General features: G+C 63.3%; 23 protein-coding genes and 2 pseudogenes. 4 read left to right on the top strand and 21 right to left on the bottom strand.

Going from position 1 to position 24,274, the window contains the following annotated elements; all coding sequences use genetic code 11:
* Nucleotides 1-49: 49 nt before the first annotated feature.
* The 12 genes and pseudogenes from V5F68_RS23440 to V5F68_RS23495 form a co-directional block, all read right to left on the bottom strand.
* Nucleotides 50-526 carry a UCP036055 family protein gene (locus tag V5F68_RS23440; protein WP_322432473.1) on the bottom strand — a complete coding sequence of 159 codons (477 nt, stop codon included), beginning with the start codon at nt 524-526 and terminating at the stop codon, nt 50-52.
* A 101-nt stretch (nt 527-627) separates the two neighbouring features.
* Complete coding sequence (locus V5F68_RS23445; protein ID WP_394012930.1) at nt 628-2,784, bottom strand: ParB/RepB/Spo0J family partition protein; 2,157 nt, start codon at nt 2,782-2,784, stop codon at nt 628-630.
* A gap of 117 nt (nt 2,785-2,901) precedes the next feature.
* Nucleotides 2,902-3,306 (bottom strand): response regulator, encoded by a 405-nt coding sequence (locus V5F68_RS23450; RefSeq protein ID WP_394012929.1) that lies wholly within the window; start codon nt 3,304-3,306, stop codon nt 2,902-2,904.
* Between the two features lie 148 nt (nt 3,307-3,454).
* Nucleotides 3,455-3,844, bottom strand: coding sequence for a hypothetical protein (locus tag V5F68_RS23455; RefSeq protein WP_322432476.1), 390 nt, complete (start codon nt 3,842-3,844; stop codon nt 3,455-3,457).
* Nucleotides 3,845-3,941: 97 nt separating this feature from the next.
* Nucleotides 3,942-4,121, bottom strand: a pseudogene (locus tag V5F68_RS23460) (A1S_2505 family phage non-structural protein); the annotation flags it as partial.
* Nucleotides 4,118-4,768: a hypothetical protein gene (locus V5F68_RS23465; RefSeq protein WP_394012928.1), complete on the bottom strand. Its 651-nt coding sequence runs from the start codon at nt 4,766-4,768 to the stop codon at nt 4,118-4,120. The pseudogene V5F68_RS23460 and the gene V5F68_RS23465, both read right to left, overlap by 4 nt.
* Nucleotides 4,768-5,139, bottom strand: a complete 372-nt coding sequence (locus tag V5F68_RS23470) for a DUF2958 domain-containing protein (RefSeq protein ID WP_322432478.1) — start codon at nt 5,137-5,139, stop codon at nt 4,768-4,770. Before V5F68_RS23470 ends, V5F68_RS23465 begins: the two co-directional genes overlap by 1 nt.
* Nucleotides 5,136-5,447 (bottom strand): annotated as a pseudogene (locus V5F68_RS23475) (zincin-like metallopeptidase domain-containing protein); the annotation flags it as partial. The gene V5F68_RS23470 and the pseudogene V5F68_RS23475, both read right to left, overlap by 4 nt.
* A gap of 110 nt (nt 5,448-5,557) precedes the next feature.
* Nucleotides 5,558-6,550: a tyrosine-type recombinase/integrase gene (locus V5F68_RS23480; RefSeq protein WP_024897186.1), complete on the bottom strand. Its 993-nt coding sequence runs from the start codon at nt 6,548-6,550 to the stop codon at nt 5,558-5,560.
* Entirely contained in the window at nt 6,547-7,491 is a 945-nt protein-coding gene (locus V5F68_RS23485) for a tyrosine-type recombinase/integrase (RefSeq protein WP_149145806.1), read from the bottom strand. The genes V5F68_RS23480 and V5F68_RS23485 overlap by 4 nt, the downstream gene beginning before the upstream one ends.
* The gene (locus V5F68_RS23490; protein WP_024897184.1) at nt 7,488-8,708 is read right to left on the bottom strand and encodes a site-specific integrase; all 1,221 of its coding nucleotides are present in this window, start codon (nt 8,706-8,708) and stop codon (nt 7,488-7,490) included. Before V5F68_RS23490 ends, V5F68_RS23485 begins: the two co-directional genes overlap by 4 nt.
* 496 nt (nt 8,709-9,204) lie before the next feature.
* Nucleotides 9,205-10,077 (bottom strand): LysR family transcriptional regulator, encoded by an 873-nt coding sequence (locus V5F68_RS23495; protein WP_090600530.1) that lies wholly within the window; start codon nt 10,075-10,077, stop codon nt 9,205-9,207.
* Between the two features lie 160 nt (nt 10,078-10,237).
* Between V5F68_RS23495 and V5F68_RS23500 the strand changes: the two genes are divergently transcribed.
* Entirely contained in the window at nt 10,238-10,957 is a 720-nt protein-coding gene (locus tag V5F68_RS23500) for an NIPSNAP family protein (protein WP_394012927.1), read from the top strand.
* 776 nt (nt 10,958-11,733) lie between these two features.
* On the opposite strand, the gene V5F68_RS23505 is transcribed toward V5F68_RS23500, so the two are convergent.
* Nucleotides 11,734-12,603 (bottom strand): cation efflux transmembrane domain-containing protein, encoded by an 870-nt coding sequence (locus V5F68_RS23505; RefSeq protein WP_246132708.1) that lies wholly within the window; start codon nt 12,601-12,603, stop codon nt 11,734-11,736.
* A gap of 68 nt (nt 12,604-12,671) precedes the next feature.
* Here V5F68_RS23505 and V5F68_RS23510 point away from each other — a divergent pair, with 68 nt between their 5' ends.
* Complete coding sequence (locus V5F68_RS23510) at nt 12,672-13,061, top strand: MerR family transcriptional regulator (RefSeq protein ID WP_146291690.1); 390 nt, start codon at nt 12,672-12,674, stop codon at nt 13,059-13,061.
* A 467-nt stretch (nt 13,062-13,528) separates the two neighbouring features.
* Here V5F68_RS23510 and V5F68_RS23515 read toward each other — a convergent pair whose 3' ends face one another.
* The 8 genes from V5F68_RS23515 to V5F68_RS23550 all read right to left on the bottom strand — a co-directional run bounded on the left by V5F68_RS23515 (nt 13,529) and on the right by V5F68_RS23550 (nt 22,093).
* Nucleotides 13,529-14,782, bottom strand: a complete 1,254-nt coding sequence (locus V5F68_RS23515) for an MgtC/SapB family protein (RefSeq protein WP_182575017.1) — start codon at nt 14,780-14,782, stop codon at nt 13,529-13,531.
* Between the two features lie 198 nt (nt 14,783-14,980).
* The gene (locus V5F68_RS23520) at nt 14,981-15,682 is read right to left on the bottom strand and encodes a VIT1/CCC1 transporter family protein (RefSeq protein ID WP_182575016.1); all 702 of its coding nucleotides are present in this window, start codon (nt 15,680-15,682) and stop codon (nt 14,981-14,983) included.
* On the bottom strand, nt 15,679-17,580 hold the full coding sequence (locus V5F68_RS23525) for a heavy metal translocating P-type ATPase (protein WP_182575035.1): 1,902 nt from the start codon (nt 17,578-17,580) through the stop codon (nt 15,679-15,681). Before V5F68_RS23525 ends, V5F68_RS23520 begins: the two co-directional genes overlap by 4 nt.
* A gap of 13 nt (nt 17,581-17,593) precedes the next feature.
* Nucleotides 17,594-18,547: an FAD:protein FMN transferase gene (locus tag V5F68_RS23530; protein WP_182575015.1), complete on the bottom strand. Its 954-nt coding sequence runs from the start codon at nt 18,545-18,547 to the stop codon at nt 17,594-17,596.
* Nucleotides 18,528-20,732 carry a PepSY domain-containing protein gene (locus V5F68_RS23535; RefSeq protein ID WP_182575014.1) on the bottom strand — a complete coding sequence of 735 codons (2,205 nt, stop codon included), beginning with the start codon at nt 20,730-20,732 and terminating at the stop codon, nt 18,528-18,530. Before V5F68_RS23535 ends, V5F68_RS23530 begins: the two co-directional genes overlap by 20 nt.
* A gap of 7 nt (nt 20,733-20,739) precedes the next feature.
* The gene (locus tag V5F68_RS23540; protein WP_182575013.1) at nt 20,740-21,210 is read right to left on the bottom strand and encodes a DUF2271 domain-containing protein; all 471 of its coding nucleotides are present in this window, start codon (nt 21,208-21,210) and stop codon (nt 20,740-20,742) included.
* Nucleotides 21,211-21,243: 33 nt separating this feature from the next.
* Entirely contained in the window at nt 21,244-21,609 is a 366-nt protein-coding gene (locus tag V5F68_RS23545; RefSeq protein WP_394012926.1) for a hypothetical protein, read from the bottom strand.
* A 166-nt stretch (nt 21,610-21,775) separates the two neighbouring features.
* Nucleotides 21,776-22,093 carry a PepSY domain-containing protein gene (locus V5F68_RS23550; protein WP_182575011.1) on the bottom strand — a complete coding sequence of 106 codons (318 nt, stop codon included), beginning with the start codon at nt 22,091-22,093 and terminating at the stop codon, nt 21,776-21,778.
* Nucleotides 22,094-22,234: 141 nt separating this feature from the next.
* Between V5F68_RS23550 and V5F68_RS23555 the strand changes: the two genes are divergently transcribed.
* Together V5F68_RS23555 and V5F68_RS23560 are read left to right on the top strand one after the other, a co-directional pair.
* On the top strand, nt 22,235-22,894 hold the full coding sequence (locus V5F68_RS23555; protein ID WP_182575010.1) for a response regulator transcription factor: 660 nt from the start codon (nt 22,235-22,237) through the stop codon (nt 22,892-22,894).
* Between the two features lie 50 nt (nt 22,895-22,944).
* A complete protein-coding gene (locus tag V5F68_RS23560) occupies nt 22,945-24,228 on the top strand; it encodes an ATP-binding protein (RefSeq protein ID WP_377907456.1) in 1,284 nt (427 codons plus the stop codon).
* Nucleotides 24,229-24,274: the final 46 nt, after the last annotated feature.

Raw genomic sequence — 24,274 nt, forward strand, 5'->3', positions numbered from 1 at the left:
GGCCCGCGGTCTTTCGACAGCGGGCCTGGTGGCAGGGAATGAGCGAGGGTCAGGCGGCCGCCCGCCCCTCGACGACGTCGGCGCCGACTTCATCCGCCGTGATCTCCTCGAGGCGGCAACGGCTGTATCCGGCCTTTGCCAGCCAGAGTTCTGCGGCCTCGCGGTTCTCCGCGAGATGCAGCAGCTCCTCGTCGTCGCCGATGGGGTGAAGCACGCGGACCATGCCGATCTTCGGCCGCTCGACGATCTCGAAGCCGAGATCGCTGTCGACCGAATGAGTGCGCATGACGGTGACGAGGATGACCGAGCCGGAGGCGAAGTTGCCTTCGTGCAGGGTGATCGAGGCAGGCGCGGTATAGGTCGCGCGCTCGCGGCCGGGCTGCTTGCGCACGAGCCGGCCGACACCGTTTCGGTTTTCCCAGGCGGCTAGCTTCTTGGTGAAGCGGGCCGGCGGCTTCGGGGTGCCGTCGAAGTACCGGATCAGGCAGCCGAGCGGCGCATCGTCATAAACGTGGTGTGCGGACATGAATCGTGTCTCCAGAAACGCAAATGGCCCGGCGGGATGCCGGGCCTTGAGGTGGAAGGGGAAGAGATGCGGGGCGACCGGAGCCGCCCCGTCGATAAGGTTCACTCGGCGGCCACGAGAACCACCGGATCGTCGGTGGTCTCTGCTTCGACCGTGTCGCCGCCGCCGGCGAGGAATTCCGGCAGCGCCACGTCATCCTCGTCCGGCTCGGACGCGGTTTCGACAACCGGCTCCGGCGTGAGAAGACGCAGCGGCTCGGGCAGCCAACCAGCGTCGGCCAGCAGGCGTTCGGCCTCCCGCGCCATGTCGACCTTCTTCAGGTGATCGATCAGACGCGCCTTGTCCTCACCAAGCGCCTCGTGGACGGCTTCGAGGATCCGGGGCTTGGTCACGCGGCCAAGATAGTTCGTCACGGTCGGCCGGAAGCCGGCTTCGGCCATGTCGAGACCGGTGACGCGAGCGAGGCGATCGGCTTCCGCCATGCGGGTCCGAAGGTCGTGCTCGGAAATGCCGGTCGCACTGTGCGGATTCGGCCGCTCGTAGAGCGCGTTGATCCCGAACGAGACGCAATGCGCCAGCAGCGCCATGCGGCTGGCGTCATCGAGCGCGTCGAGCCAGTCCCACAGCGCATCGTCGTCGGCCGGAAGGTCCGCCTTCCATCCCGCATGCCGCTCGGCGACGGACTTTGCATAGGGGCTGTCCTTGAGGTCGATGCCCTGCTCGCGGAAATACACCTCCTGGACAGAGACCCGGACGGCCGAGCCGCTGGTCGACCGCTTGAAGCGGTCGCGCACCAGCCGATGCAGCAGCGCCGTCATGGCGATATGCGGGTTTGCAGCCACGGCATCGCTCAGTGCTACGGTGCGATGGGCCGTCAGCTCGGCCACGAGGCGTTCGGGAAGAGGCTTGATGGTCTCCTCTTCATCGTCGGGCTCGACGGGCTGACCGCCCACGGTGATGACGGTGCGCTGGACATCCGGCGCGGTGACGCTATCGGCATCACCGTCGCCTTCCGCCTCCGGCGCTCCCCCTTCGACGGTCTCGACCGGCTCGTCCTCTGGACGCACCCAGCCGCGATCGACCATGAGCTCGCCATCCTCGTCTACGCTCACGAAAACGCCGGCGATGGCGATGTCGGCGGGATCGTAGATCGCCGGGCGGCGCTCGAAGGCTTCAAGCTGCTTTTCGATCTCGCCAAGCCGCTGGTCGATTTCGTCGGGCAGCTCGTCATGGTCGGCGTACTCCGCCTCAAGACGCTCCTGCTCGTCGCGCAGCTTCTCGCGGTCGCGCCGCTCCTTCTTGCTCAGTTCCGCGAAGGTCGGCGTGACCGCGCGCAGGTCGTAGTCGTAGCCGTAGGGAAGTTCGAGATCGACCGTGATCCACTTCCAGCCCTCGGCGGCCACTTCGTCGGCGACACTCTTCAGCTTCTCGGAGACGAGGCGATCGAGCAGCGGTACGTCATCCAGCCAGCCCTCCTCGTCGTCATCGAAGAGATAGCGCGGCAGAACCGGACCTCCGGCCGCGATATAGGCGTCGAGGCCGACGAAGCGGGCACGCTTGTCGGAGGCCGGAACGCTGGTTTCGGTCAGCATATTCCGGATGCGCCAGGGCTCGCGATAATGGGACTGCCTGACGGCGTCCCAGACCTGCTCCTGGCGCGCGTGATCGGGATGCGTGGTGAACGCCTCCAGCATCGCGAGCGTCATGCCGTTTTCGGCGTAGACCTCGTGCAGCGCGGGCGAGACCTTGGCGAGGGCGAGACGCTGATCGACGTAGCGCTCCGTGGTGAAATATGCGCTCGCGACTTCCGCCTTCGTCATACCGCCGTCGACCATGCGCTTGAACGCCTTGAACTGGTCGAGCGGATGGAGTGCGAGACGGAAGGTGTTCTCCGCCAGCGAGTCGTCGACGGCGGAGGTCTTTGCATTGGCCTTCTTGACGATGCAGGGGACCAGACCGTCCTCGGGGAAGCGTTCGGCAGCAACCAGGCGCGCGATCGCCCGGTAGCGGCGGCCGCCAGCCGGCGTCTCGAAATCGCCGGTTTCGTTGCCATCTGCGTCGAGGATGGCGCGGACATTGATGCCCTGGATCAGATCCTCGCGCCGGTCGATGTCGAAGGTGAGTTCGTCGAGGCCGGATTCGACGTCGATCTCCCGCACATTGTCTCTCGACAGATGGATGCGGTTGAAGGGAATGTCGCGCGCCCGCGAGAACTCGATCAGTTCGAGGACGGGCTTCTTCTTGGCAGCTCGGGCCATGGTGGTTTCTCCGCGACGGGCGCCGAGAGCCTCTCTCTCCGCTATCAACCCGTCACGAAATCCCCAGCCCCTCTCTCCCTCTAAAGCCGCGCGAGGCAGGCGCCGTCGCCCGCCGGCTTACACCCCCGCCGCCCCCGTTGCAGCCGACGCAAGGTGATGGCGGATGCGCTCGGCAAGGCGCTGCTGGTCGTAGGGCTTGCCGATCGGTCCCTCGTCGCAGAGGGAGACGGCCGCCTCGGTTCTCTGGGCGGCGCCGGACGTGAGAATGATGCGAACGCCCGGCCGATGCTGGCGTACCCATGCCGCAAGGCCGAAGCCGTCCATCGTGTCGGGCATCTGGATATCGGAGAAGACGAGATCGACGGGGGCGCCGGATTCGAACAGGGCGACCGCCTCGGCGGCCGAGCCCGCCTCCACCACAACCCAGCCGCAGCCGCGCAGGTAGTCCGCGATGTCGAGGCGGATAAAGATGTCATCCTCCACGACGAGGAGGGTCTGCGGTTGGTCCGGTTCCGTATCCAATGTCAGCCCCCTGGCTGTTTTTCGCCTCCAGTCACTTGCGCCAGCGGCGACTAGAATAGTCGCTTCGCGGGTATCGGCCGAAACTGCCGAGACGCCTGAAGGTTCCGGGAAATCAACGGCGGTTGAAGCAAACAGAGCTTGCAAGCCGTTAGGGATCGGCGTTGCGGAAGCGCGGCGGAATCTCATCCTCCGGGCCTTTCCAGACGACGCGGTCGCCGACCCAGATGGAGATGAAGCCACCGCCCCTGGACCGCAGCCTCGGCGGCACGGGCTCGAGGTTGCGGCAAGTAAAATCCCCGGCGGTGCCCGAGAACGCCGGAATCCTGCTGTTGCCGAGCAGCACGCGGGCGCAGAATCCCGTAGGCTTCTTCACGCGGCGGCGAGACAGGCCGAGCCGGAAGAACTCATAGTCGCGCTTCAGGCTTTCGGGCGGCGGCTGCCAATGCCGGCAATCGCGACAGCGACCCGGCCGCTGGGGCGTCGGATCGTCGAGCGGCGGCCCGCCATTGTGACCGGGCGGAGGTCGGTGATCAGCCATGACGCACCGCGTTCGCCGATGCGGCCAGCACGGCGCGGAAGGCGTCGGGCAGGATCACGTTGTCCGGAGAGCCGGCGAACATCGGGGCGATCTGGTCGGGGCGATATCCGGCGAGGCCGCAGCCGATGGGCGTGATCTCGAAACGCAGGTCCGACCGGCGGGCGGCGTATCGGAGGAAGTCGGCGACATGGCCTCGGATGACCGGAAGCGGCAGGACGCGCAGATTGCGATCCTTCGTCGGGATCGCATAGGCGTTGCCCTGCGGGCCGACGCCTATGCGATCTCGACGAACTGTCCACCGCTGCCGACCTTGGAGTCGCGCAGGCGATGGCCCGACGAGGTGTAGAAGCTCTCGTGGCGCTCGATCAGGCGCACGCGCGAACGCAGGAAGAGGATGCCGGAGCCGAGATTGCCACAAAACAGCAGCTCGTCCGCCTCCGTGGTCTTCGGCCCGCCGCCCACCTTGCGCTGGCCGATCTGGCGGAAGGCGGCGTCGAATCTCGACGGGTCCGGGGTCATCCGCGCCTTCAGCTCCGGGTGGAACTTCCAGGGCGGCCGGTGCGGATCGACGCGGCCGACGTCGATCTGTTGAAGCAGATCCGCGAAATAGCCCGGATCGGCCGGATAGGGGCAATCGCGCCAGATCTCGCGGACGGTGCTCCGCAGCGCGTCGGGCAACACGAACAGGCGGGCGCGGGCCTTGCGCCAGGAGGCCGCCCGCATGCGGCGGCGCTCCCGCTCTGCCTCGTCCCACCAGATGGCCCGGCGGGCCATCTCCTCGTCGACGCCTTGCTGGCCGGCAGCGATCTCGTCAGCGAAGAGCGGCAGCGCCTCGCGTTCGAGGCGCTGCTTGCGGAGAAACGCCGCACGCTTTCGCGACGTGTCGCCATAGGGTTCGGATCGATGCCAGCGGCGAAAGCGCATCACACGCCGTCCCACCTGGACCGCCCTGCCGCACGGATAATCCGTTCGGCGCGGCGAATGCTGCCGGCTTCGCGCGCGGCCTCGGCCCAGACCGAGATCGGGAACTCGCCGGTGAAGAGGATGTCGCGCTCGATACCCAACCCGAACGGCAGGCGCACCGCGATCATTTCCTCTAAGGAGAAATATCCGAGTTCCGGCTCGCCGAGGTCGGCCAGGCCGAATAGCGTGTCGCCATCGGCGTCCAGTTCGGTGGCGAGCCAGACGCCTTCGCCGAGCGGGTTGAAGAACTTCACCACAGGCACATGGTCGACACCGCGCTGGCGGCCATTGGCCAGAAGCTGCGCGCGCAGCTCGTCGGTCACGAGGATCACGCCGCCCTCCTGTCGATCGCTTTGGCGCCAGTATCCGTCGTTTCGGCCTCGGGCAGGAATGACAAGATCCAGTCCGCGGCCTTGCTTGCCTGCGAGGCGGCGCGGACGATCGCGCGGTTGTCCTCGCGCAGCACCTCCAGCCAGGAGCCGATATAGTCGGCATGGCGGACGGTCGGGACGATACCGAGCGATGCGCAGCAGAAGGCAGCACTCATCTCGGCGATCAGCTCTTCGAAAGCGTATTTCTTCGTGCCGAAGGACGTCGAGAAGTCGCGGTTAAGGCGGCTGTGATGTCCGCTGGCGTGGCCGTTATGCCGATATCGGCATAACGTGCATTATGCCGTAAGCTGGATTATGCCGCATGGCCGAGTTCGGCGGCCGTTGCGTCTGCTGTCGGCCATGCGGCAGTTCGGCATAATCAGAGCGTTTCGAGGAAAGCGAGCAGCTCATCGCTTGGGCGATAACGCCCGGTATGCGTTTCTGGGCTGGCAACCTGCGCGAGCGCCTTTTCCTTCAGCCGCATGTCGGCGTGGATATAGATCTGGGTTGTTTCCACGGATTCGTGCCCAAGCCATAGAGCGATCACGGATTGGTCGACACCATGATGCAGCAATTCCATCGCCGTGCTGTGCCGCAACGTGTGCGGCGTGACGCGCTTGCCTGCGAGGCTCGGGCAAACTCGTGATGCTGCTAGGCAATGCTTGCGCACCAGGTGTTCCAACGCATCGCGACTGAGCCGCTCGCCCCGGATCGACGGGAACAATGGCCCATCGCTGTTACGGCGTTCGCCTATCCAGCCCTGAATCAGCTTAGCTGTATCGCGACGAAGAGGAGTGCTGCGTTCTTTCCGCCCCTTTCCGATGCAGCGGATGTAGGCGCCAGTCCCAAGAACCACGTCCTTGCAGCGCAGATTGATCAGTTCTGACGCTCGCAATCCGGTCTGAAGCGCAAGCAGCAACAGAGCGTGATCACGGCGTCCCACCCATATCGTTCGATTTGGTGCTGCGAGCAGCGCCGCGATCTCTTGAGCGTCAAGGAACGTCACGCTTCGCTTCACATACCGCTTGTTCGGCATCGAGAGAATACGCTGGCAATGAAGAAGCCAGCTCGGATCGGTCATTGCGACGTAGCGGAAGAATGATCGGATCGCGGCAAGGCGTGTATTGCGGGTGCGCGCCGTGTTGCCGCGCGCCGTTTCCACATGGGTCAGGAAGTCGGCAACGAGATCGGCGTCGAGATCCTCGATCGTGAGCTTCGTCGGCGGCTTCCCGCACCTGGAACTCGCATACCGGATCAGCAACCGGAATGTGTCCCGGTAGCCAGCGACGGTGTGGCGGCTCGCCTCCATTTGCGTAGAGAGCCGGTCGGTGAAGAAGCGTTGGATCAGCGCGGGGAAGTTGGTCGCCTTCATCGGATTCCCGCCTCCGCCGCCACGCCAGTCATTCGGGAGGAAGCCAGTTCCAGCAGTTCCGGGACCGCTTCCAGATACCAATAGGTATTGGCAGGGCTTGCATGACCCAGCCATGTCGTGAGCTTGATCATCTCGCGGCTGACATCTTTGCCCGACCGGTACCAGTTCAGCATGGTCCGCACCGCGAAGGTGTGGCGAAGATCGTGAATGCGCGGCCCACGGCCATGTCGAAGATAAAGCTGCGGCTCTCGTAGCCCAATCTGCTGGCACACATGCGCGAAGTTGTAGCGGGCGCTGCAATCGCCAAGACGATGCCCCTCGCAGGTCACGAAGAATGCTCCCGGCCTGCGCCCGAGCAGCCGGTCCCGCTCGCGGCCGTAGCTTTCGAGCCGTTGCACGACGCTATGATCCAGCGGCAGCAATCGCTCCTTGCCGAGTTTGCCCTGCCGGACGTGAAGAATGCCGGATTCAACCTCCAGGTCAGCAGGATCGAGACCGAGAGCTTCGCTGATCCGAAGTCCGGTCACGGCGATCAGCCCGAAGAGCGTCGAGCAGGTCAGGCCACGCAGGCCGTAGACCGATGGTAACGTCCGCGCCTGATCGATGATCGCAACGATTTCAGCTTCGCTATAAATATATGGATGCACGCGTTGAAGGCGGCCAGGCACCAATCCTCGGGGTGGAGCCTCGTGCCTCGGATCAATGCCATGCAACCATTCCGCAAATTGACGGGCCACCCTGAAGCGTGTTGCCCGGGTTCCGGGACTGGCGGATGGCAGGCTCTCGAGCCAGCGCATGACCAGATTGGTGTTCACGTGCTGCGCGCCATCGCGGTCGGCGAAGGTGGCGAAGCGACGGAGTATCCGTGCATCGGTACTCAGATCGGCGCCGAGGACTCTTCTGAGAGTCACGTAGCGGTCAAGTTCGGCAAGGAAGCTCATCGTGCCTCCTCCGCGACGGGCCAAGATTGGGCGATGGAGCGTAGGCCATCCGTGTCGAGTTTCGCGTAGATCATCGTCGTCGCCCGCGACCGATGCCGTAGCAGATCGCCGATTTCCTCAAGCGATGCGCCGGAGCGCACCATATTCGTCGCTAGGCTGTGGCGCAGAACATGCGAGCCCACATAGGGCGTCGGCGGCTTCACGCCCGTCGCCGCGAACGCTTCCTTCAAGATGTCGTTTATGACCTGGCTGTCCTTGAATGGGCGGTTTGGCGCTCGGTGCGTCACGAACAGCGTGCGCGTGGTCGTTGACGTTCGCTCCTGCTGCAAATAGCCGATGATGGCTTCGCCGACGTCGGGCGGGATTGGCAACCGATCATGACGCTGGCCTTTTCCACGGACCAGCAACTCGCCGGCCCGCCAGTCCACGTCATCAAGCTGCATCGCGATGACCTCCGGTGCGCGCAAGCCGAGGCGGGCCATCAGCATCAGCATTGCGTAGTCGCGGGCGCCGCGCCGCGGATTGACCCGTACCGAGGCCAGAACTGCCTCCACCTCATCGGGAGACAGATGACGCGGAAGCCTGGCGCCCCAGGGCTTATGCGTCCTAGGCACGCTGAGCGACAGGTTGGTCGTCGTCAGGCCCTGTGCGAACAGATACTGGAAGAAGCTGCGCAGATGCGTGGCCGGCGTCTTGTCGCGGAACGGGTGCTTGCGCGCGAGCAGGTGCTCCATGAACGCCACGACATCCCGGATGTTCATCGCCGGAAGATCGAGCATATTGTCACCAAAGCGATGATCGAGGAAGCGATCCGCGAACCGCAGCACATGATAAATCGTTCGCGGGCTGAGGCCGCGCTGCTGCAGAAGATAGGTTTCAAAATTGCTCAGCAACTCTGCACGTTCGGCCTGCGCAGGTGTCAACGGTGGCCGTGTCGCCACCCCGATCTCAATCAGATGCGCGACAAACAGCCTGGCAAGATTGGGAACCTTGATCTGGCTTTTTGGTGTGACCGGCAACCGTCGCCCTAGTTCGACGGCAAGTTCTGGCGTCAACGCCGAGGGTGCAATGCCCTCGGTTTCGAGCAATCGCCCGAAGCGGCGAAGCAGGTATCGGTAATTCGCCAGGGTATCGGGTTTGTAGTTCTTTGCAGAAAGACTGTCCTCGAACGACGCGAAGTAGGGATCAAGGGAGGTAGTCTGATCTGATATTTCCATTTCTTGCGCTCCATGTTGTTGGAGCGACAACCTTCACGACAAAGACATATCTTTCGACCATATTTTGCGACAGCTTCCGACCCCATTGTCGCCGTTCGGAGCGCCGCGTTCGGAACCCGAAACCTGCCGTTCATTCATTTCACCCGACGGCAAAGCCGGGGCCGTCTGCTGAAGAGGTCATCAGGGAAATCAAGCGGCTCTTCAAGATTGAAAAGAACCCACCCACTGTTACCCGCGCCGAAGGTCGCCTCACGCGGCGCGGTGGCTTCTTGAAGAGTACGGCCTCGTCACCGACGACTATCACCGCACACGATGGGTGTGGTTCGCTGTGACCTTCACCGCAATCTGGCGCAATTTCTCCAGCGCTAAGTGGCGGATTGCGGGCGAGATCTCGAAGAAAAGTAGAACGGACGTTCGAGCGTGATGCCGCGAAAGTCTGGTCTGAGCCCAAAGTGACGAATGCTGCACGATGGGCGAATGTCGATTACCGACCTCACTACGCCAGCGTGCGCGTCATCTCACGGATCAGATCATTTGTCTCTGGTCTCGTCGTTTGGTGCCGATATCGAAGAGCCAAAACAGTTCTTGATAATTCAAGACCATCGATGGGTTTCGACACCAAGCCCATGTCCGAAGGAATAGCGGTGGCTGGCAGGATCACCGCACCTGACCCTTGTCGCGCCAGTTCAACCAACCAATCCACGCGATTTGACCGATAGGCCGCGTAGAGTTCATGACCATGATCCGCGCAGGTTCCATGCAAAGTATCCCGCATTTCGCAATTTAGTCGGTCCAGCATGTCAGTCTTAGCCAGCGTCGAAAGAGAGATCGCATTTAGTTCAGACAACGGATGCGACTTTGACACCACGACCTTGTAGTCCTCTTCATAGAGATGGTCTATGCGATAGAGGTCTTCACTGACCTTCTCTGCGGTGACTACAACGTCAAATTCACCATCTCGTAACCCGGCAAGAAGCTCGGAGGTTGACGCAACGATCAATTCGATTTCGGCTTGCGGCAATCGCGTACGAGTACGCTCCATAGCTGCCGAAATCCTGTTGTGGCCAATCGTTTCGCCGACACCAACAGAGATTGGAACCCGCTCCAAGCGCACATGACGGACCGCCTCCGCCTTCGCCTGTCTCGTCTCATCATGAGCCTTCTGCAATCTTGGCTGCATGAGTCTTCCCAGCGGAGTCAGCCTGCATCCCGCTCGGTCCCTGACAAACAGGTCACCTCCAAGCTCGTCTTCAAGTTTCTTGATCGCAGTCGTCAAGGAAGGCTGGGAGACATTGGAGGCGCTGGCTGCGTGGGTGAAGTTTCGGTGCTCGCAGACAGCGAGAAAATACCTGATCTGGTTCATTTCCATCGCCGCATTCTCCGTTACATCTCCAGCCACGCCATCAAACCAACTTCAATAGTCCATGTCTATCAAAGAATAGAACTTCGGAATTGGGTTCGGGCGCATTCGGCATGGGACAAGAGTGCATCAAAACCAAACATGAAGCACTTCAAATCAGGAGACGACCATGAAAACGCAAATCCTTCAAACAGTCGCCGCACTGGCGCTGATCACAACTTCTGCAACTGCACAGGACAACCCAATGGTAAATCATACAGCCAGCTACATCGCCATGCCGGCCGCCGAAGGCCAGACCGGAGCTTTCGCGGAGTTTCTGGCTGGTGCCGCAGCGATCGTGCGGGACACAGAGCCGGGCACCGTCCTTTGGTTTGCTCTGCAAGCCGATGACACGCTCGCAATCTTTGACATCTTCGCAGACGAAGAAGCACGCGACGCTCACTTCTCAGGAGCGGTTGCTGCGGCTTTGAACCAAAACGCCGACGCACTGGTCGACGGCGGATGGGACGACGGTGTTGTCGCGAATATCAACAACTCCGATGTCCTGTCGGTCAAGGCGCCGGTTGATCTCTCCACGGCAACAACCGCAACTTACATCAAGCTCGAAGCTGCTCCAGGTAAAGGCCCCGAATTGGCAGCCTTGCTGACCGCCGCCGGCCCCATCGGCGCAGAAACTGAACCCAAGACATTGTTCTGGGCGGCGCTGCAGATTGACGAGACCAACTTCGCCATCTTCGACATCTTTGCCGACAACTCTGGCCGCGAAGCGCACTTTGCCGGACAAGTCGCCGGACTCCTGAATGAAAAGGCTTCAGAATTGATCTCAGGTGGATGGGACGACGGTGTGGTGGCAAACGCCCACAATTTCGAAATCCTCGCTACCAAGTAATCTCGAGGTGACTTGAGAAAGAAGTGCCCGGTGCAACCCATCGGGCGCTTTGCTGTTTGAATTTAGAGTCACGCCAAAGCGGCCGTGCCGGAGCTGGCAAGCGAAGCTCGCACTCGCCTCCGGCTTTGAAAGGGCGGCTATCGGCGGGAACATGTCAGCGCCTTCGACCAACACGTCGAGATCGCGGACGACGCGATCTACATCAAGGGCAGCAAAAATACCCTGTTGAGGAAGCCGGTAGCCACCAAAGGAGGGAAGTCGGCGAGAATCGGCGTTCCCGATTTTTACCAAAGTGGCGGACCGGGTGGGGTTCGAACATATACGCCGGAGTAATCGGCTTGCGCTTGGCTAGGCCGTGAGCAATGTCGGCTTTCGGGACGCCGCAAGCGGCAGTCGAACGGCCGGATAGGAGGCGCATTGTGGTCGAAGTACAGTAGCCTGCTGAACGGCCGCTTTCCCGGCTTGGGCCCCAGAAGCGGTCGGCAGCTTGCCACCCCAAATAAGCCATTCCTAAGAAGAGGAACAACATGTTTGCCGGAGGCGGAACGTCATGAAGGTGCCCAAAAACCGGGGATTCAAACGTTACATGCACGACTCATGCTGGGGCCGACCCCCTGCAATGGTTGTGTCCCATGCCAGGCGCAATGATTTGAATGGCTTAGCCGTTAAGCCGTAGATGCTGCCCTGGTCGGCATTTGCCCCTGTCTTTCGGCGCACCAATGCCATCTCTGGAAAGAAGCCGCAGGCCACGGAAACGGGTAATATCGACTATGAGACTAAACGCGGCGGGCTTGTGAAAGGTCTTGCCGTGCGTCTCTAATGATCGACCATGCCGATTGCAGGAACAGGCCCGCCACGGCGAAGGCAACCAGCAAATCCGGCCATGGATTATTGAGCCACCAAACGAGAGCAGCAGCAGCGACAACGGCCAGATTGCCAATTGCGTCATTGCGCGAGAACAGCCATACGGCCCGCATATTGGCATCTCCTTTTCGGTGCGGGATCAGCACCACGGCAGCCAGCACGTTGACGATGAAAGCCACGAAAGCAAACCCCGCCATCAGCATGGTTTGCGGTTCATGCTCGACAAACACCCGGTAGGCGGTCGAGCCGATCACGCCGAAGCCGAGCAGGGCTAGAAACACGCCTTGCAGCAGGGCTGCTTTAGCGCGGGCAGCAAGACCCCATCCGACAGCGATCAGGCCGAGAAATGAAATCAGACCATCCCCGATAAAGTCGAGGGAGTCGGCTTGAAGGGCTTGTGATCCTGACAGGATTGAGCCGCCAATCTCGATAATGCCATATCCGACATTGAGCAGGACGACGATCCAGAGCGCCCGTTTATACGCCGGGGTGACGTGCGACAGGTCGGGAATTTGGTCGTCGTCATCATCATCGCCCGCGCCTTCGGCCTTGTGTTGGCCTAGGCGGTCGAGTTGATAGCCAAGGTCGGTTATGGCGGATTCCACCACTGGCAGACGCCGCGCCGGGTCATCGACTTTTAGCGTCATGATCTGGGAGGCAATCGACACCTTCACATCATTGACGCCATCGACCTTGCGGGTCGCGCCCTCGATCTTGGCGGCACAGGACGAGCAGTCCATCCCGGTTACATGATAGCGGACTGTGTCGGTTGCGGCGGCCATGGTCGATCCTCGAAATTCTAGCCTTGTTATGCTACAACCTGTAGTCACTACAGGAGCAAGACGAAAAGATGCAGATTGGCGACTTATCCCGACAGGCAGGCGTGAACATCGAAACAATCCGCTATTACGAGCGCATCGGGGTTTTGCCCAAGCCTGCCCGCCAATCCAACGGACGGCGCACTTACAGCACCGTCGATGCAGAGCGGCTGGGCTTTATCCGCCATGCCCGCGATCTTGGTTTCGATCTGCCAAGTGTTCGGGTGTTGCTGGCTTTGCAGGAGCAACCCGAAGCATCGTGCGAGGACGCGAGCCGCATTGCACAGGGACAGCTTGAGGAAGTCGAAAGACGCATCGCCCGCTTGCTCTCTTTGCGCGACGAGTTGGCCCGCATGGTAGGTGAATGTCATCAGGGGCGCGTTTCGGAGTGCCGCGTGATTGAGGCGCTTTCAGTAAGCTGAACTGAATAATCTCACTATGACCATGAGCGGGGCCGTCGCCTTTCCGCCCCATTCCGGGCGATGTGCAGGACGCTGGAAAGGTAGCGAGTTAGGTGAATACATCATCAAAACTATCGAAAGCCGACTTTCTGTTATGTTACATACATGGCTAATGTCAGGGCCAGCCCGCAGCAAATGGTTATGGTCATAGCGGGCGCGGCCGGAGGAGAAGTTTATTCAATAAACTTTCCAGCCCACCTGTGGCAGCAGACGACCCCATTTCGGTCGTTCCGCTTGGCTTGCCTGCGGCCCGAAACCCGCCATTCGGGGCCCCTCTGAAACTCGGCCTGAACGGTGTCATCTACTAACGGTCCGGTTCAAGCGAGAATAAGAAGGACATTGTCGTTCGGAGGCGGTCGCCGTGTGGTTATTTCTGCTTGGGAAACAGCGGCAAATTCCTCGCGCGCCGGGCAGGCCGACCGCTGATCTCAAGCGAAGGGGAACCACACGAAGGCAGCGACAGCCACCACGACCGCGCATCCCGTGATTGCAGCGAGCGGGAGCGAGAAACGCGGGGGACCGGCGAGAATTGCGAGGACCAAACGCCCTGCGGCATTTGTGGCGAGCGCGACAAGCACGGCTTGACCCACGAGCGCGATGGCGGTTCCCCCGTCGGCAAGCCGAAGCGAACTGAGAACGGCCACGTCGACATCAAACGCGCCTGAAACGGCAGTCGTGGCCAAAAGCCCGCTCTCACCGAACCGGCTCGAGAGTGCCGCGCTGACAGTGGAAACAAGTGCGAACGCAGCGGCAAAGACCAGGAGGGCTCCAAATTCGAACGGATTGCGCCCGGGCTGGTCGCCGGCATCGTGCGCGCCGCTTCGACGCAGGAGCAGGACGCCAGCCGCGGCAAGGACGAATCCACCGGCGATCGCGGGCGCGATCATGTACGCGATGACCTGAGGTGCGAGCAGCGCAACGATGGCGCAGACCCGCAGAACGGATACCAGCGCCGCAAGCGCTGCCCCGCCCACCAGCGGCGTCGCGTTGGCTTCCGCTCTGGCCATACGTGCCAGTGCGACGGTGACCGCGGTAGACGAAACAACGGCGCCGGCGATCGATCCGACGAGCAATCCGCGCGTCTCGCCCAGCAAGCGCACCGCGACATAGCCACCGAAGGATATCGCCGCGACAATGACGGTGAAGAACCAGATCTCGAACGGGTTGAGCCCTCCCCAGGGATCGACGGTTCTGTCCGGAAGGAGGGGCAGGACGATCGCGGTCATCGCTGCAAGGACGATGGCCGAGCGCAGTTCGATCCAGGTCAGGCGACGCAGCAGACCGTGAAGCATCTCCCGGCTGGCCAGGACAGCTGCGAGCGCGGCTCCGCCTGCAGCAGCGACGAGTTGATCGCCGACAACCGCCAGTGCGCCGAGCGCGAACACGCTCAATGCTGCCACGACACCCGTCACGCTGAAATTCTGGTCATGCTCGGCTTCGTGCGAGGAGAACCAGGCGAAGATTGCCGCGAAGCCGAAGAAACCGGCAATCAATATGGCGCTTGAGTCCAAGGCGGCTGCGAGCGCGGCAAAGATGCCGCCCAGCAGCCCCGACAGGCCGAAGGTGCGAATGCCGGCCGTACGGCTCCTGTCGGCAGCGTCACGCTCACGCCATCCGCGCTCCAGACCCACGAGAAGGCCAATCGCCAGAGCCAGCCCCAGTCTTGCAATAGTGTGGTCCATCGGGTCAGCCGAAACCCATCAAAGCCTGTTGCCCAATTCGCACGATAGCGAATTCGGATGCGGTGGGCGTCGGTTTCAGAATCTGAGCCGCGAAGACGTTGCAATGCATTGCCTTGTCTGGGCGAGGCAAACGACGGCGCCGCAAAGGTCGCAGACTTCCCGGAACCCTCGCAGGACAAAGTGGGAGGGCCTTGGACCTCATCCCGCGCTCACACCGAACAGAGCACCGACGGCGGCGGTGACGCCCATGGCGAGCGCGCCCCAGAAAGTGACGCGAAGCGCGCCGCGCAGTATGCCGGCTCCGCCTGCGTTCGCTCCCAGTCCGCCAAGGATCGCCAGGGCAACGATGGTCGATGCACCGACGACAATGCTGGTCTGGTCGGCAGGCGTAGCCATTGCCACCAGCACAGGAACGATGGCACCCGCCGCGAAGGTCAATGCGGAAACCAAAGCTGCCTGGACCGGCCGCGCGGCCAAGGTCTCGGAGATGCCAAGTTCGTCGCGGGCATGGGCGGCCAGCGCGTCACCTGCCGTAAGCTGGGCGGCAACCTGGCCCGCGAGGTCGCGATCGAGGCCGCGCTTGATATAGATCTGGGTCAGCTCTTCTAGTTCGGCATCCGGCGTCTCCGCCAGTTCCCGCCGTTCGCGAGCGAGGTCCGCATTCTCAGCGTCGGTCTGCGAACTCACTGACACGTACTCACCCGCAGCCATGGACATGGCCCCGGCGACGAGACCGGCGAAGCCCGCGATCAGGATTTCCGTGGAACCAGACCCCGCCGCCGCCACGCCCACGACGAGGCTGGACGTTGAGACCAGACCGTCATTGGCTCCAAGCACCGCGGCGCGCAGCCATCCGATGCGATGGACCATGTGGACTTCCGAATGCGAAAGGCGGCTCATGTCTTTATACCTTTCCTAGTTACAAGCGCGCCGTCAGTCAGATGCATCGGCCCGGTTTCGGCTGGTTGGATTCGAAGTGCACGCAGCGCGTTGAGGATAACGGCGATGTCGATGGCTTCCTGGATCAGTGCCCCCTGGACAGGCGTGAGATAACCGAAAGCGGCCGCGATCATCCCCATGACAGAAAGTCCGATGCCCGCCACAACGCTTTCGAGAGCGATTCGCCGGGCTCCGCGAGCGATCTCGACGCCCGGCCCGAGCCTGTCCACTCTATCAACCAGCAAGACGACATCGGCGGCTTCCGCGGAGGCGGCTGCCCCTCGCGCCCCCATGGCCACGCCGATGTCGGCTGCGGCCAGGGCGGGAGCGTCATTCACCCCGTCGCCGACCATCATCACCGGGCCGCGCTTGCGCTCCGAGAGGACCAGAAGAACCTTTTGATCCGGGGTAAGTCCGGCGCGTATGCCGTCAAGCCCCAGGCCGGCGGTCACGCGTTCCGCAACCTCATGGCGATCTCCGGTAGCCAGAAGAATGCGATCAACCCCCTGTCGACGCAGTCCCGACAGCATGTCATGTGTGCCATCGCGCAATGGATCGGCCATGACCATGTGGCCTGCGAGCTTGCCGTCGATCCCGACCGCCACCAGCACCGAACCCGCCGACAGCGCCGGATGGTCGACGGCTGCGGCATCGACTTGTCCCACCACGAAGCCGTGTCCGCCCACGATCACTCGTCGGCCCTCGACGATGCCGGTCAGCCCTTCGCCAGGCGTCTCCCTGACCTCTTGGGGGACGGGCAGCGTCAGTCCGCGTTCCTGCGCTCCGGCAACAATCGCCTGGGCTACAGGGTGTTTGGTTGCCTGGTCGAGAGCGGCCGCAAGCCGCAGCAGTTCATCCGTCTCGATACCGTCATGAGTGTCAATCGAAACGATCTGCGGTCGGCCGTCGGTCAGCGTGCCGGTCTTGTCGAGAATGAGCGTGCGCGCGCGCGCCATGGCCTCAAGCGGACCGGCGCCTTTGATGAGCACCCCGAAGTGGGCGGCGCGTGAGAGGCCCGCCACCAGCGCCACGGGCACCGCCAGGATCAGCGGACATGGCGTCGCGACTACCAGCACCGCAACTGCCCGGATAGGGTCGTTGGTGAACCACCACGCGGCGAAGGCGATCCCCACGGTCACGAGCAAGAAGCCAAGCGACCAACGATCGGCGAGCCGAGACATGGGAGCCTTGGATGACTGGGCCTGTTCGACCAGGCGCACTATGCCTGCATAGGTGCTGTCGTGCGCCTCCCTGGTGGCAACGAGATTGAAGGCATCGCCGGCATTGGTCGAGCCGCTCATCGCCTCTGCGCCAGCGGTGAGCTTGATCGGCAAGGATTCGCCCGTCAACGCGGAGGTGTCGAGGAACGCCGACAGAAACTCGACCGTGCCATCGACGGGAACGATGTCGCCCTGCCGGATCAGGAGCCGGTCTCCGGGCGCGATCTCATCGAGCGGCACGTCCTCGAGGCGGCCGTCGCGGTGCCGTGTTGCCGTGCGCGGGACGCGCGAAAGAAGATCGCGCATCTCCCGCCGCGCGCGACCCTCGGCAAAGCTTTCGAGAAACGTGCCGCCGGAGTACATGACGGCAACGACCGCGGCGGCCAGCGTCTCGCCGAACACAAGAGCCGCCGTCATCGACAGCGCCGCGACAATGTCCAGCCCGACTTCGCCTCGCGCAAGGCTGCGCAGGATCTCGACCAGCAGTGCAGCCAGAATGGGGATGACTCCGATCATCCAGGTAGTCGCAGCAAGATCCGGTCGGTCCATCACGTAGGCTAGGACGAGACCTCCCAGAAGGCCTGCCCCCGCCACCGCCAGAAGCGCTGTCTTCACCCTGTCGCCTACTGAAAGTTCCATACCAAAGTCGCTCCTAGGCGGCATGCACGAATGAATTGCCCACGCCCCGTGCGCGAACCGTATCGCGTTCGTCGCAAAGCAGGAACAATGCTTCGAGGCCGATCTTCCGCGCCAACGCACTCCCTTCGGCAGGCCCGAGGACCATCAGCGCCGTCGCCCAGGCGTCGGCGACGGCGCATGATGGGGCTATAACCGTCACCGAGGCAGGCGGTTGGAGCAGCGGCGCGCCGCGCTTCGGGTCGATCGTATGCGACAGCCGTCGTCCGTCTACGGTGACAAAGTGGCGATAATCGCCAGAGGTCGCCACCGCGCAGTTGGTCAAAGCAAGGACCGAATGGGGCGCACGTCGATCCGGATCGGGCTTTTCCACGGCGACCGTCCATGGCTGCGCGTCCGGTCGATGGCCCATGGCACGCATCTCGCCGTCGATCCCGACCAGAGCGTCGCGGACGCCGAAAGCCGACAGCGATTCGGCAAGGCGATCAACTCCGACCCCTTTCGCGATCCCATTGAGATCGAGCATGATCGCGGTACGCTTCGTCACGGTTCCCTGGCCGAACGCGAGGGCTTCGACTGCCGACACGCGGCGCGCCGACATCGCTGCGCGGATTGAATCTTGAGAGGCGCTACCCGGCCCGAACCCCCAGGCAGATACGGCGTCGCCCACGCCCATGTCGAATGCACCGCCGGATGCCTTGCCGATGGCCACGCCGAGTTGCAGGACCTGTTCGAGCATCGCGGGTATCGGCACTGCCGCGCCGATCGGGGCTCGGTTCAGCAGCATGAGAGCGCTGTCGGTCTTCCAGATCGACATCTGCGCATCGACTTCATCGACGGCAGCCTGCAAGCCGGAGCGGATCCGGGCCACATCGAATCCGGGCTCAGCCCAGAACAGAGCCGACCAGCGCGTTCCCATGGTCGGGCCGCTCAGCGCATGACGAACCGGATCAGTAGACATCTTCGACATAGCGTCCCTCCGCCTTGAGCCGCGCCGGCGATAGGCCCATGGGCTCCAGGATCGCGGCAAGAGTTTCTGCAACGCCGGAAGCCATCTCGCGCCCGCCGCAGACCATGATGTGCGCTCCGGCCCCGATTGCTGCCGCAAGGGCCGCGCTTTCCCGCGCAATGACGTGCTGGATGTAGCGCGGATGCGAGCCTCGCGAGCAGGCGGTTGCCAGGCTCGCCAGTCGACCTTCGGAAGACCAGTGCGCCAGTTCTTCCCCGTAGAGGAAGTCGCTGTCGCGATGCCGCATCCCGAAGAACAGATGCATGGGCCGCAAGCTATCGTTGGCGCGGACGAAGCCCGCAAGCGGTCCAATCCCGGTGCCGGCTCCGATCAGGATCAGCGGCTTGCGACCGCGGGGCGGATGGAAAGTCGGATTGCGCCGCAGGAAGGCTTCGACAGACCGGCCCGGCTGAAGCCCGGTCAGCATACTGGAGCAAACGCCGCCGGCATGTTTGCGGACCACGATTTCGAGGAACCCGTCGCGGCTGCCGGATGCCAGAGAATAGAACCGCGGCACGGTGGCGCCTTGCGGGAGAATCCCGATGAGATCCCCCGCCTCGAAACGGGCGAAGCCGCGGCCCAATAGGCGTTGTAGAAATCCGAGGCGCGGCAGGGCGAAGCGCAGGATCGCGGTCGGCGCCTGCACGTCCTGGCCGTAGTCGCGGCGAGAAACCAGCGTCAATCCGGTCGTCCGGGGCGCGACCGGCTGGTGGTCCAGTTCCAGCGGGATGCCGAGAGCCTGCCCCAGTGCGCGGCCCCACCGCGCGAACTCCTGCGGCGACTGGCGATCGATGGTGTCGAAGGGCAGAATGGTCTCCCATCCCTTCACGCGTGCGGCGGCACCGACAGCCTCGGCATAGGCGCAGAAGCGCGGGAAGTTCCGGTCACCGAAGCCGAGCACCGCGACCGGTGCCGAGGGAGCCGCCCGAAGTGCGGCCAGACGGTCGAGGAAGCCCTTGGCGCAAGCCGGTGCGTCACCGTCCCCATAAGTGGCAGCGAGCATGATGTAATTTTGCGCGGCCCGGGTTCTGCCGGGCGCGAAGGCGGACATCGGCGCGACATGAACTCGCTTGCCGGACTTGGTCAACGCCGCGTGGAGCGTCGCGGCAAAGCCCCAGGTGCTGCCACCCTCGCTGCCGACGAGCACAACGAGATCCGCGCCGGAAGGCGAGGCATTGCCCTTGATCGGCGGTCGGCCGCCCCGCGCGGCGGCCCAGACGGCAAGGCCGGTGATGCCCATGACAGGCACCGCGAGCGCCATAACGCCCAGAAGCAGCCCAAGCAGAGACGCGCCGCGACCCGTGTGGAGCATGTAGACGGTTTCCGTAGCGCGCTCCCAGGCGGTCAGGTCGACCCAGCCGAGCGTCTGCCCGGTGCCCTGGTCGATGGCACCCGTTCCGCTATCGGTCTTCAGGGTGAAGACGTCGGTTGCATCGTCAGGGTACGGGAAGGTGAGCTCGCGCAGGTCATCGCTCGGCGTAGCCGCGAGCAGCGGCATTGCGGAGAGCGCGGCGCCCTTCTTGCCGCTCGCGTCGGACTGATCCAGCGCTGCTGGCCCGTCAGGAAGAAGGCTGAAGGTGGAGGCTGTCATCCAGAGCGCGGTTGCCGAAGAAAGAAGCAGGCCCAGAACTGCGGCACGCGCGAGTTCGACATGGACGCGCCCGGCAAGCGGGCCGCGCAGCGGCGAGAACCAGCGCCGCCAGCCACCGGTGCGCCGCGCCACCAGCAGGATTCCCGAGACGGACAGCAGAAGCATGGAAGCAGCGCCCGCCGCCGAAACGAGGCGTCCCGTGTCGTCCAGGAAGAGCGAGCGGTGCAGGTTCGTCAGCCAGCGTTCGACCTGGTTCGGATCGGCCGACCCGACCGCTTGTCCGGTCTCCGGGTCAATCACCGCCGAGCCCGGGGTACCCTTGTCGAACCAGAAGGCGGTGATGCGGCCAGACGGCGAACGCCTGATCTGCTCGACGCCTGGAATTGCCGATTGAATCCTTGTTGCGAGTTCCGCGACGCTTGCAGCCGGATCGGCCTGCGGCGAAGAAATCATCTCCGCCGCAGGGAAGATTGAGAGTGCCGCGCCGCTGAGCGCAAGCAGCGCCAGCAACGCAAGGCCGACGAGGCCGGGCCAGCGATGGAGCAGCCGAGTCATGACAGCCTCACATCGCGTAGGCGAGGCTGGCGACGTAACGGCGGCCTTGGACCGCCTGCCCGGCATTCGCCGACGTCAACGGCACCGAGACGTCGTTGGGACTGTCGCGCATGTCCTCCACGGCAGCATCGAGATGCAGCGTGTAGCCTGCGTCGAATAACGCGTCGGCGAGGTCGAGCGTGATCTCCAGGGTGCGCCCGGCCCCGACGCTGGCCCCAGTGATTCCGTTGATTTCCGCCGCATTGCCGCCCGTGGCGCGGTACCAGTCGGCCAGGTGCTCGTAATACTTCGCCTTGCCGCCCGCCATCCACAAGGTGCCGGCATAGGCGCCCTTGGCGTCGGTGACGTAGATGGCGAGGTAGGCGCCGTCGCCGCCGTAGCTCTTCAGCGTCGTCGTCAGGGTCACGGGACGAGCCAGCGCCACGCCGGGAAGCGTGAGCGCGGTCGTCAGGACCAGTGCGGCCAGGATCTTCTTCATGATGATTCTCCGAAGTGCTTCACGATCAGTCCGTCAGTTCAGCTTGACCTTGGGAGCCGCGTCGCTGCCGAACAGGCCATTGGCGGGAGGTGCGACGGTTCCCGCCGGCGCGGGGTTGGTCGATGCCCTCCGGCCGTATCCGTCGTCATCGTCGTCATCGTCGTCATCGTCGTCGTCATCGTCATGGCCATCGTCCCCGTAGCGGTGGTCATCGTCGTCGCTGCGCGCCCTTCTTACGTGATCCCGATCAAGGCGGTCATCGCTGGCGAGCTTCAGAATGCCGTCATCATCGGTCCTCGCCGACGCATGCGCGGCGCGGTGCATGCCGCTCCAGGCTGGAATGCCGGCGCCGATGGCCAGAGCGGTCGAGGCGACGAGGATTGCAAAGGTCTTCTTCATGGCAGGTCTCCTTTTCTGCTGGCCTCTTGTGGAGCCTCCATCTGATCGCTCGCTGACGCGTCCGGACTTTCTGCTTCAGCTTCCCGTCAGCATGCGGCCAGAAAGCAGAAGGCCCCGCCGGGGTGGCGGGGCCTGGTCAATCCGGTTACGGCTTGATGAAGCCGCGCTACCTGTCTTCTCGTCGCCCTTTGTGGTGGGCTCCGTTGTCACGGTCGTCATCGTCCGCTTCGATCTTCATCACCTCGAGGGTCGCGGGATTGACCGTCGCTTCCATCTGCCGGCCCTCGGCGTCGGTTCCGATGATTTCGTAGCAGCCGTCGTCGATCTTGATCCGGCGCACGGTCCAGCCAAGCTCAGCCGCCATCGCGGCCACCGCCTCACGCGGCATCCAGTCGGCCATCGGAATGAAGCAGTCGTCATCGGCCCGCGCGCTGCCAATCGGCAGGGCGACGAGCGACGCGAGAATTGTCAGGGCGAGGCGCATGGCACATGACTCCAGCCGGGGTGACTTTCCTCATATTGGAAGATCAAGCTGACGCTTTCCTGAAGCGCGGCCGCATGCTGCTTCAGCAAGTCGTCAGGATCAGCGATGATGATACAGTTCGATTTCGAATGAAGGCATGAGATGCGTACGCTGCTGGTCGAGGACGATTCTGTGCTGGGTGCGGCGGTGCGTGACCAACTCGCCGGTGACGGGCATTCGGTCGACTGGGTGACGCGCCTTGACGCGGCTCGCGACGCGATGGCCGGCGCGGCGCACGATCTGGTCCTTCTCGACCTCATGCTGCCGGACGGTCGTGGCATCGTCTTCCTGAAGGGGTTGCGCGGCGCAGGCAACGTTACCCCGGTCATCATCCTGACGGCCCTTGACCAAGTCTCCGATCGGATCGAAGGGCTGAAGGCCGGAGCCGACGACTACCTCGTCAAGCCATTCGATCTGGACGAGCTTTCCGCGCGGATCGGTTCGGTCGCACGACGGTATTCCGGCAATCCCAACCCGATCATCCGCATCGGTCCGCTGGAAATCGACATCGCCCGCCGAAGCGTCCGGCGCGAAGGAAAGGCAGTTCAGCTGACGGCACGCGAATGGGCCTTGCTGGACGCATTCCTTACCCGCCCCGGTCAGTTGCTGTCGAAATCCCAGCTGGAGGAGAAGCTTTACGATTTTGATTCCGAGATCGAGAGCAACACGATCGAGGTTCATGTGAGTCGCCTGCGCAAAAAGCTTGGACCGGATCTCATCCAGACCGAGCGCGGCCTCGGCTATCGGCTGGCAAGGGCATGAGGCTGCCGCGCAGCTTGCAGGGAAGGCTCCTGCTGACGCTAGGCGCCGTCATGCTTGCGATATGGGTCGGCGCCGCATGGGCGACCGCTGTACTACTTCGGCACGAGATCGAGGAGGTCTTCGATTCGTCGCTTCAGGAGACGGCGCAACGCCTGCTGCCGCTGGCGGTGCTCGACATCGTCAGTCGCGAGGACGGCGACGCGGCCAGCCAGCGGCTGGCGGCAATCCGCAGCCACGAGGAGCTGTTCACCTATGTGGTGCGGAACGAAAGCGGCGCGGTTCTGCTGCAATCCCACGCGGCAGATCTTTCCGCCTTCCCGCCCTATGACGGTCCGGGTTTCCGGCGCACCGCGCGGCATCGCCTCTACAGCGAAGAGGCTTTGCAGGGCACCGTCGTCATCACCGTCGCGCAGCCGGTGTCCAACCAAACTTCTGTCATTCGCGAGATGCAGATGGTGCTGGGGCTCCCGGTGCTCCTCGTCATACCAGCGGCCTTCGGCGCGATCATCCTCGCGGTACGACAGGGCACGCGGCCCCTGCGCAGGTTTCGCGAACAGCTGGAGACCCGCAGCGAGAAGGACCTCGCCGCTGTCTCCGCCGAAGACCTGCCGAGCGAAGTCGCGCCACTGGCCGAGACCATGAATGCTTTGCTCGCACGGCTACGGTCGGCCTTCGACGCCGAGAGGAGCCTCGCGGCAAATACCGCCCACGAACTGCGCACCCCGCTTGCCGGAGCCATCGCCCAGGCGCAGCGCATCCGCAAGGAGACCGCGGAACCCCAAACAGCGCAGCGCGCCTCCGACATCGAGGCCGCGCTGAAGCGCCTCACCGCGCGATCCGAACGGCTGATGCAGCTGGCCCGGGCGGAAGGTGGGCGGCTGACGCTGGACGCCGACAGTGACCTGCGCGATGCGGTGTCCGTGGTCGTGCACGACATGAACCGTAGCGGACAGCAGGAACGCATCGTTCTGGCACTTCCTGACACGTCGGTCCTGTCGCCGATTGACCCCGATACGGTCGGAATCCTTTGCCGCAACCTCATCGACAACGCGCTTCAGCATGGCGGCAAGAATTCTGCGGTCGAGGTTTCGCTGTCAGCGAGTGGAGAACTCTCGGTCGCGAACGGGGGGCCGCTCGTATCTCCGGAAAGACTGGAATTGCTCACCAGGCGTTTCGAGCGAAACGGCAGTATCGGCCGGGGAAGCGGGATCGGACTATCGATAGTGGCGACAATCGCCGAGCGGATTGGTACCAGGCTCGACCTCTCTTCACCGCGCCCCGGCCATATCGATGGCTTTGAGGCGCGTATCAAACTGAGTGGGTCCCATCGTTGACCGCTGTTCCGTCCGAGGCTTAGCAAGGCGGCGAATTTCGTTGCAG

The sequence above is a fragment of the Roseixanthobacter pseudopolyaromaticivorans genome (assembly GCF_043195145.2).
In the GTDB taxonomy this organism is placed as follows: domain Bacteria; phylum Pseudomonadota; class Alphaproteobacteria; order Rhizobiales; family Xanthobacteraceae; genus NCEH01.

Bases quoted from the DNA above. Each gene is read 5' to 3' on its own strand.
- V5F68_RS23440 (WP_322432473.1), bottom strand. From the start codon at position 526: ATGTCCGCACACCACGTTTATGACGATGCGCCGCTCGGCTGCCTGATC.
- V5F68_RS23445 (WP_394012930.1), bottom strand. From the start codon at position 2,784: ATGGCCCGAGCTGCCAAGAAGAAGCCCGTCCTCGAACTGATCGAGTTC.
- V5F68_RS23455 (WP_322432476.1), bottom strand. From the start codon at position 3,844: ATGGCTGATCACCGACCTCCGCCCGGTCACAATGGCGGGCCGCCGCTC.
- V5F68_RS23465 (WP_394012928.1), bottom strand. From the start codon at position 4,768: ATGCGCTTTCGCCGCTGGCATCGATCCGAACCCTATGGCGACACGTCG.
- V5F68_RS23480 (WP_024897186.1), bottom strand. From the start codon at position 6,550: ATGAAGGCGACCAACTTCCCCGCGCTGATCCAACGCTTCTTCACCGAC.
- V5F68_RS23485 (WP_149145806.1), bottom strand. From the start codon at position 7,491: ATGAGCTTCCTTGCCGAACTTGACCGCTACGTGACTCTCAGAAGAGTC.
- V5F68_RS23490 (WP_024897184.1), bottom strand. From the start codon at position 8,708: ATGGAAATATCAGATCAGACTACCTCCCTTGATCCCTACTTCGCGTCG.
- V5F68_RS23495 (WP_090600530.1), bottom strand. From the start codon at position 10,077: ATGGAAATGAACCAGATCAGGTATTTTCTCGCTGTCTGCGAGCACCGA.
- V5F68_RS23500 (WP_394012927.1), top strand. From the start codon at position 10,238: ATGAAAACGCAAATCCTTCAAACAGTCGCCGCACTGGCGCTGATCACA.
- V5F68_RS23505 (WP_246132708.1), bottom strand. From the start codon at position 12,603: ATGGCCGCCGCAACCGACACAGTCCGCTATCATGTAACCGGGATGGAC.
- V5F68_RS23510 (WP_146291690.1), top strand. From the start codon at position 12,672: ATGCAGATTGGCGACTTATCCCGACAGGCAGGCGTGAACATCGAAACA.
- V5F68_RS23515 (WP_182575017.1), bottom strand. From the start codon at position 14,782: ATGGACCACACTATTGCAAGACTGGGGCTGGCTCTGGCGATTGGCCTT.
- V5F68_RS23520 (WP_182575016.1), bottom strand. From the start codon at position 15,682: ATGAGCCGCCTTTCGCATTCGGAAGTCCACATGGTCCATCGCATCGGA.
- V5F68_RS23525 (WP_182575035.1), bottom strand. From the start codon at position 17,580: ATGGAACTTTCAGTAGGCGACAGGGTGAAGACAGCGCTTCTGGCGGTG.
- V5F68_RS23530 (WP_182575015.1), bottom strand. From the start codon at position 18,547: ATGTCGAAGATGTCTACTGATCCGGTTCGTCATGCGCTGAGCGGCCCG.
- V5F68_RS23535 (WP_182575014.1), bottom strand. From the start codon at position 20,732: ATGACTCGGCTGCTCCATCGCTGGCCCGGCCTCGTCGGCCTTGCGTTG.
- V5F68_RS23540 (WP_182575013.1), bottom strand. From the start codon at position 21,210: ATGAAGAAGATCCTGGCCGCACTGGTCCTGACGACCGCGCTCACGCTT.
- V5F68_RS23545 (WP_394012926.1), bottom strand. From the start codon at position 21,609: ATGAAGAAGACCTTTGCAATCCTCGTCGCCTCGACCGCTCTGGCCATC.
- V5F68_RS23550 (WP_182575011.1), bottom strand. From the start codon at position 22,093: ATGCGCCTCGCCCTGACAATTCTCGCGTCGCTCGTCGCCCTGCCGATT.
- V5F68_RS23555 (WP_182575010.1), top strand. From the start codon at position 22,235: ATGCGTACGCTGCTGGTCGAGGACGATTCTGTGCTGGGTGCGGCGGTG.
- V5F68_RS23560 (WP_377907456.1), top strand. From the start codon at position 22,945: ATGCTTGCGATATGGGTCGGCGCCGCATGGGCGACCGCTGTACTACTT.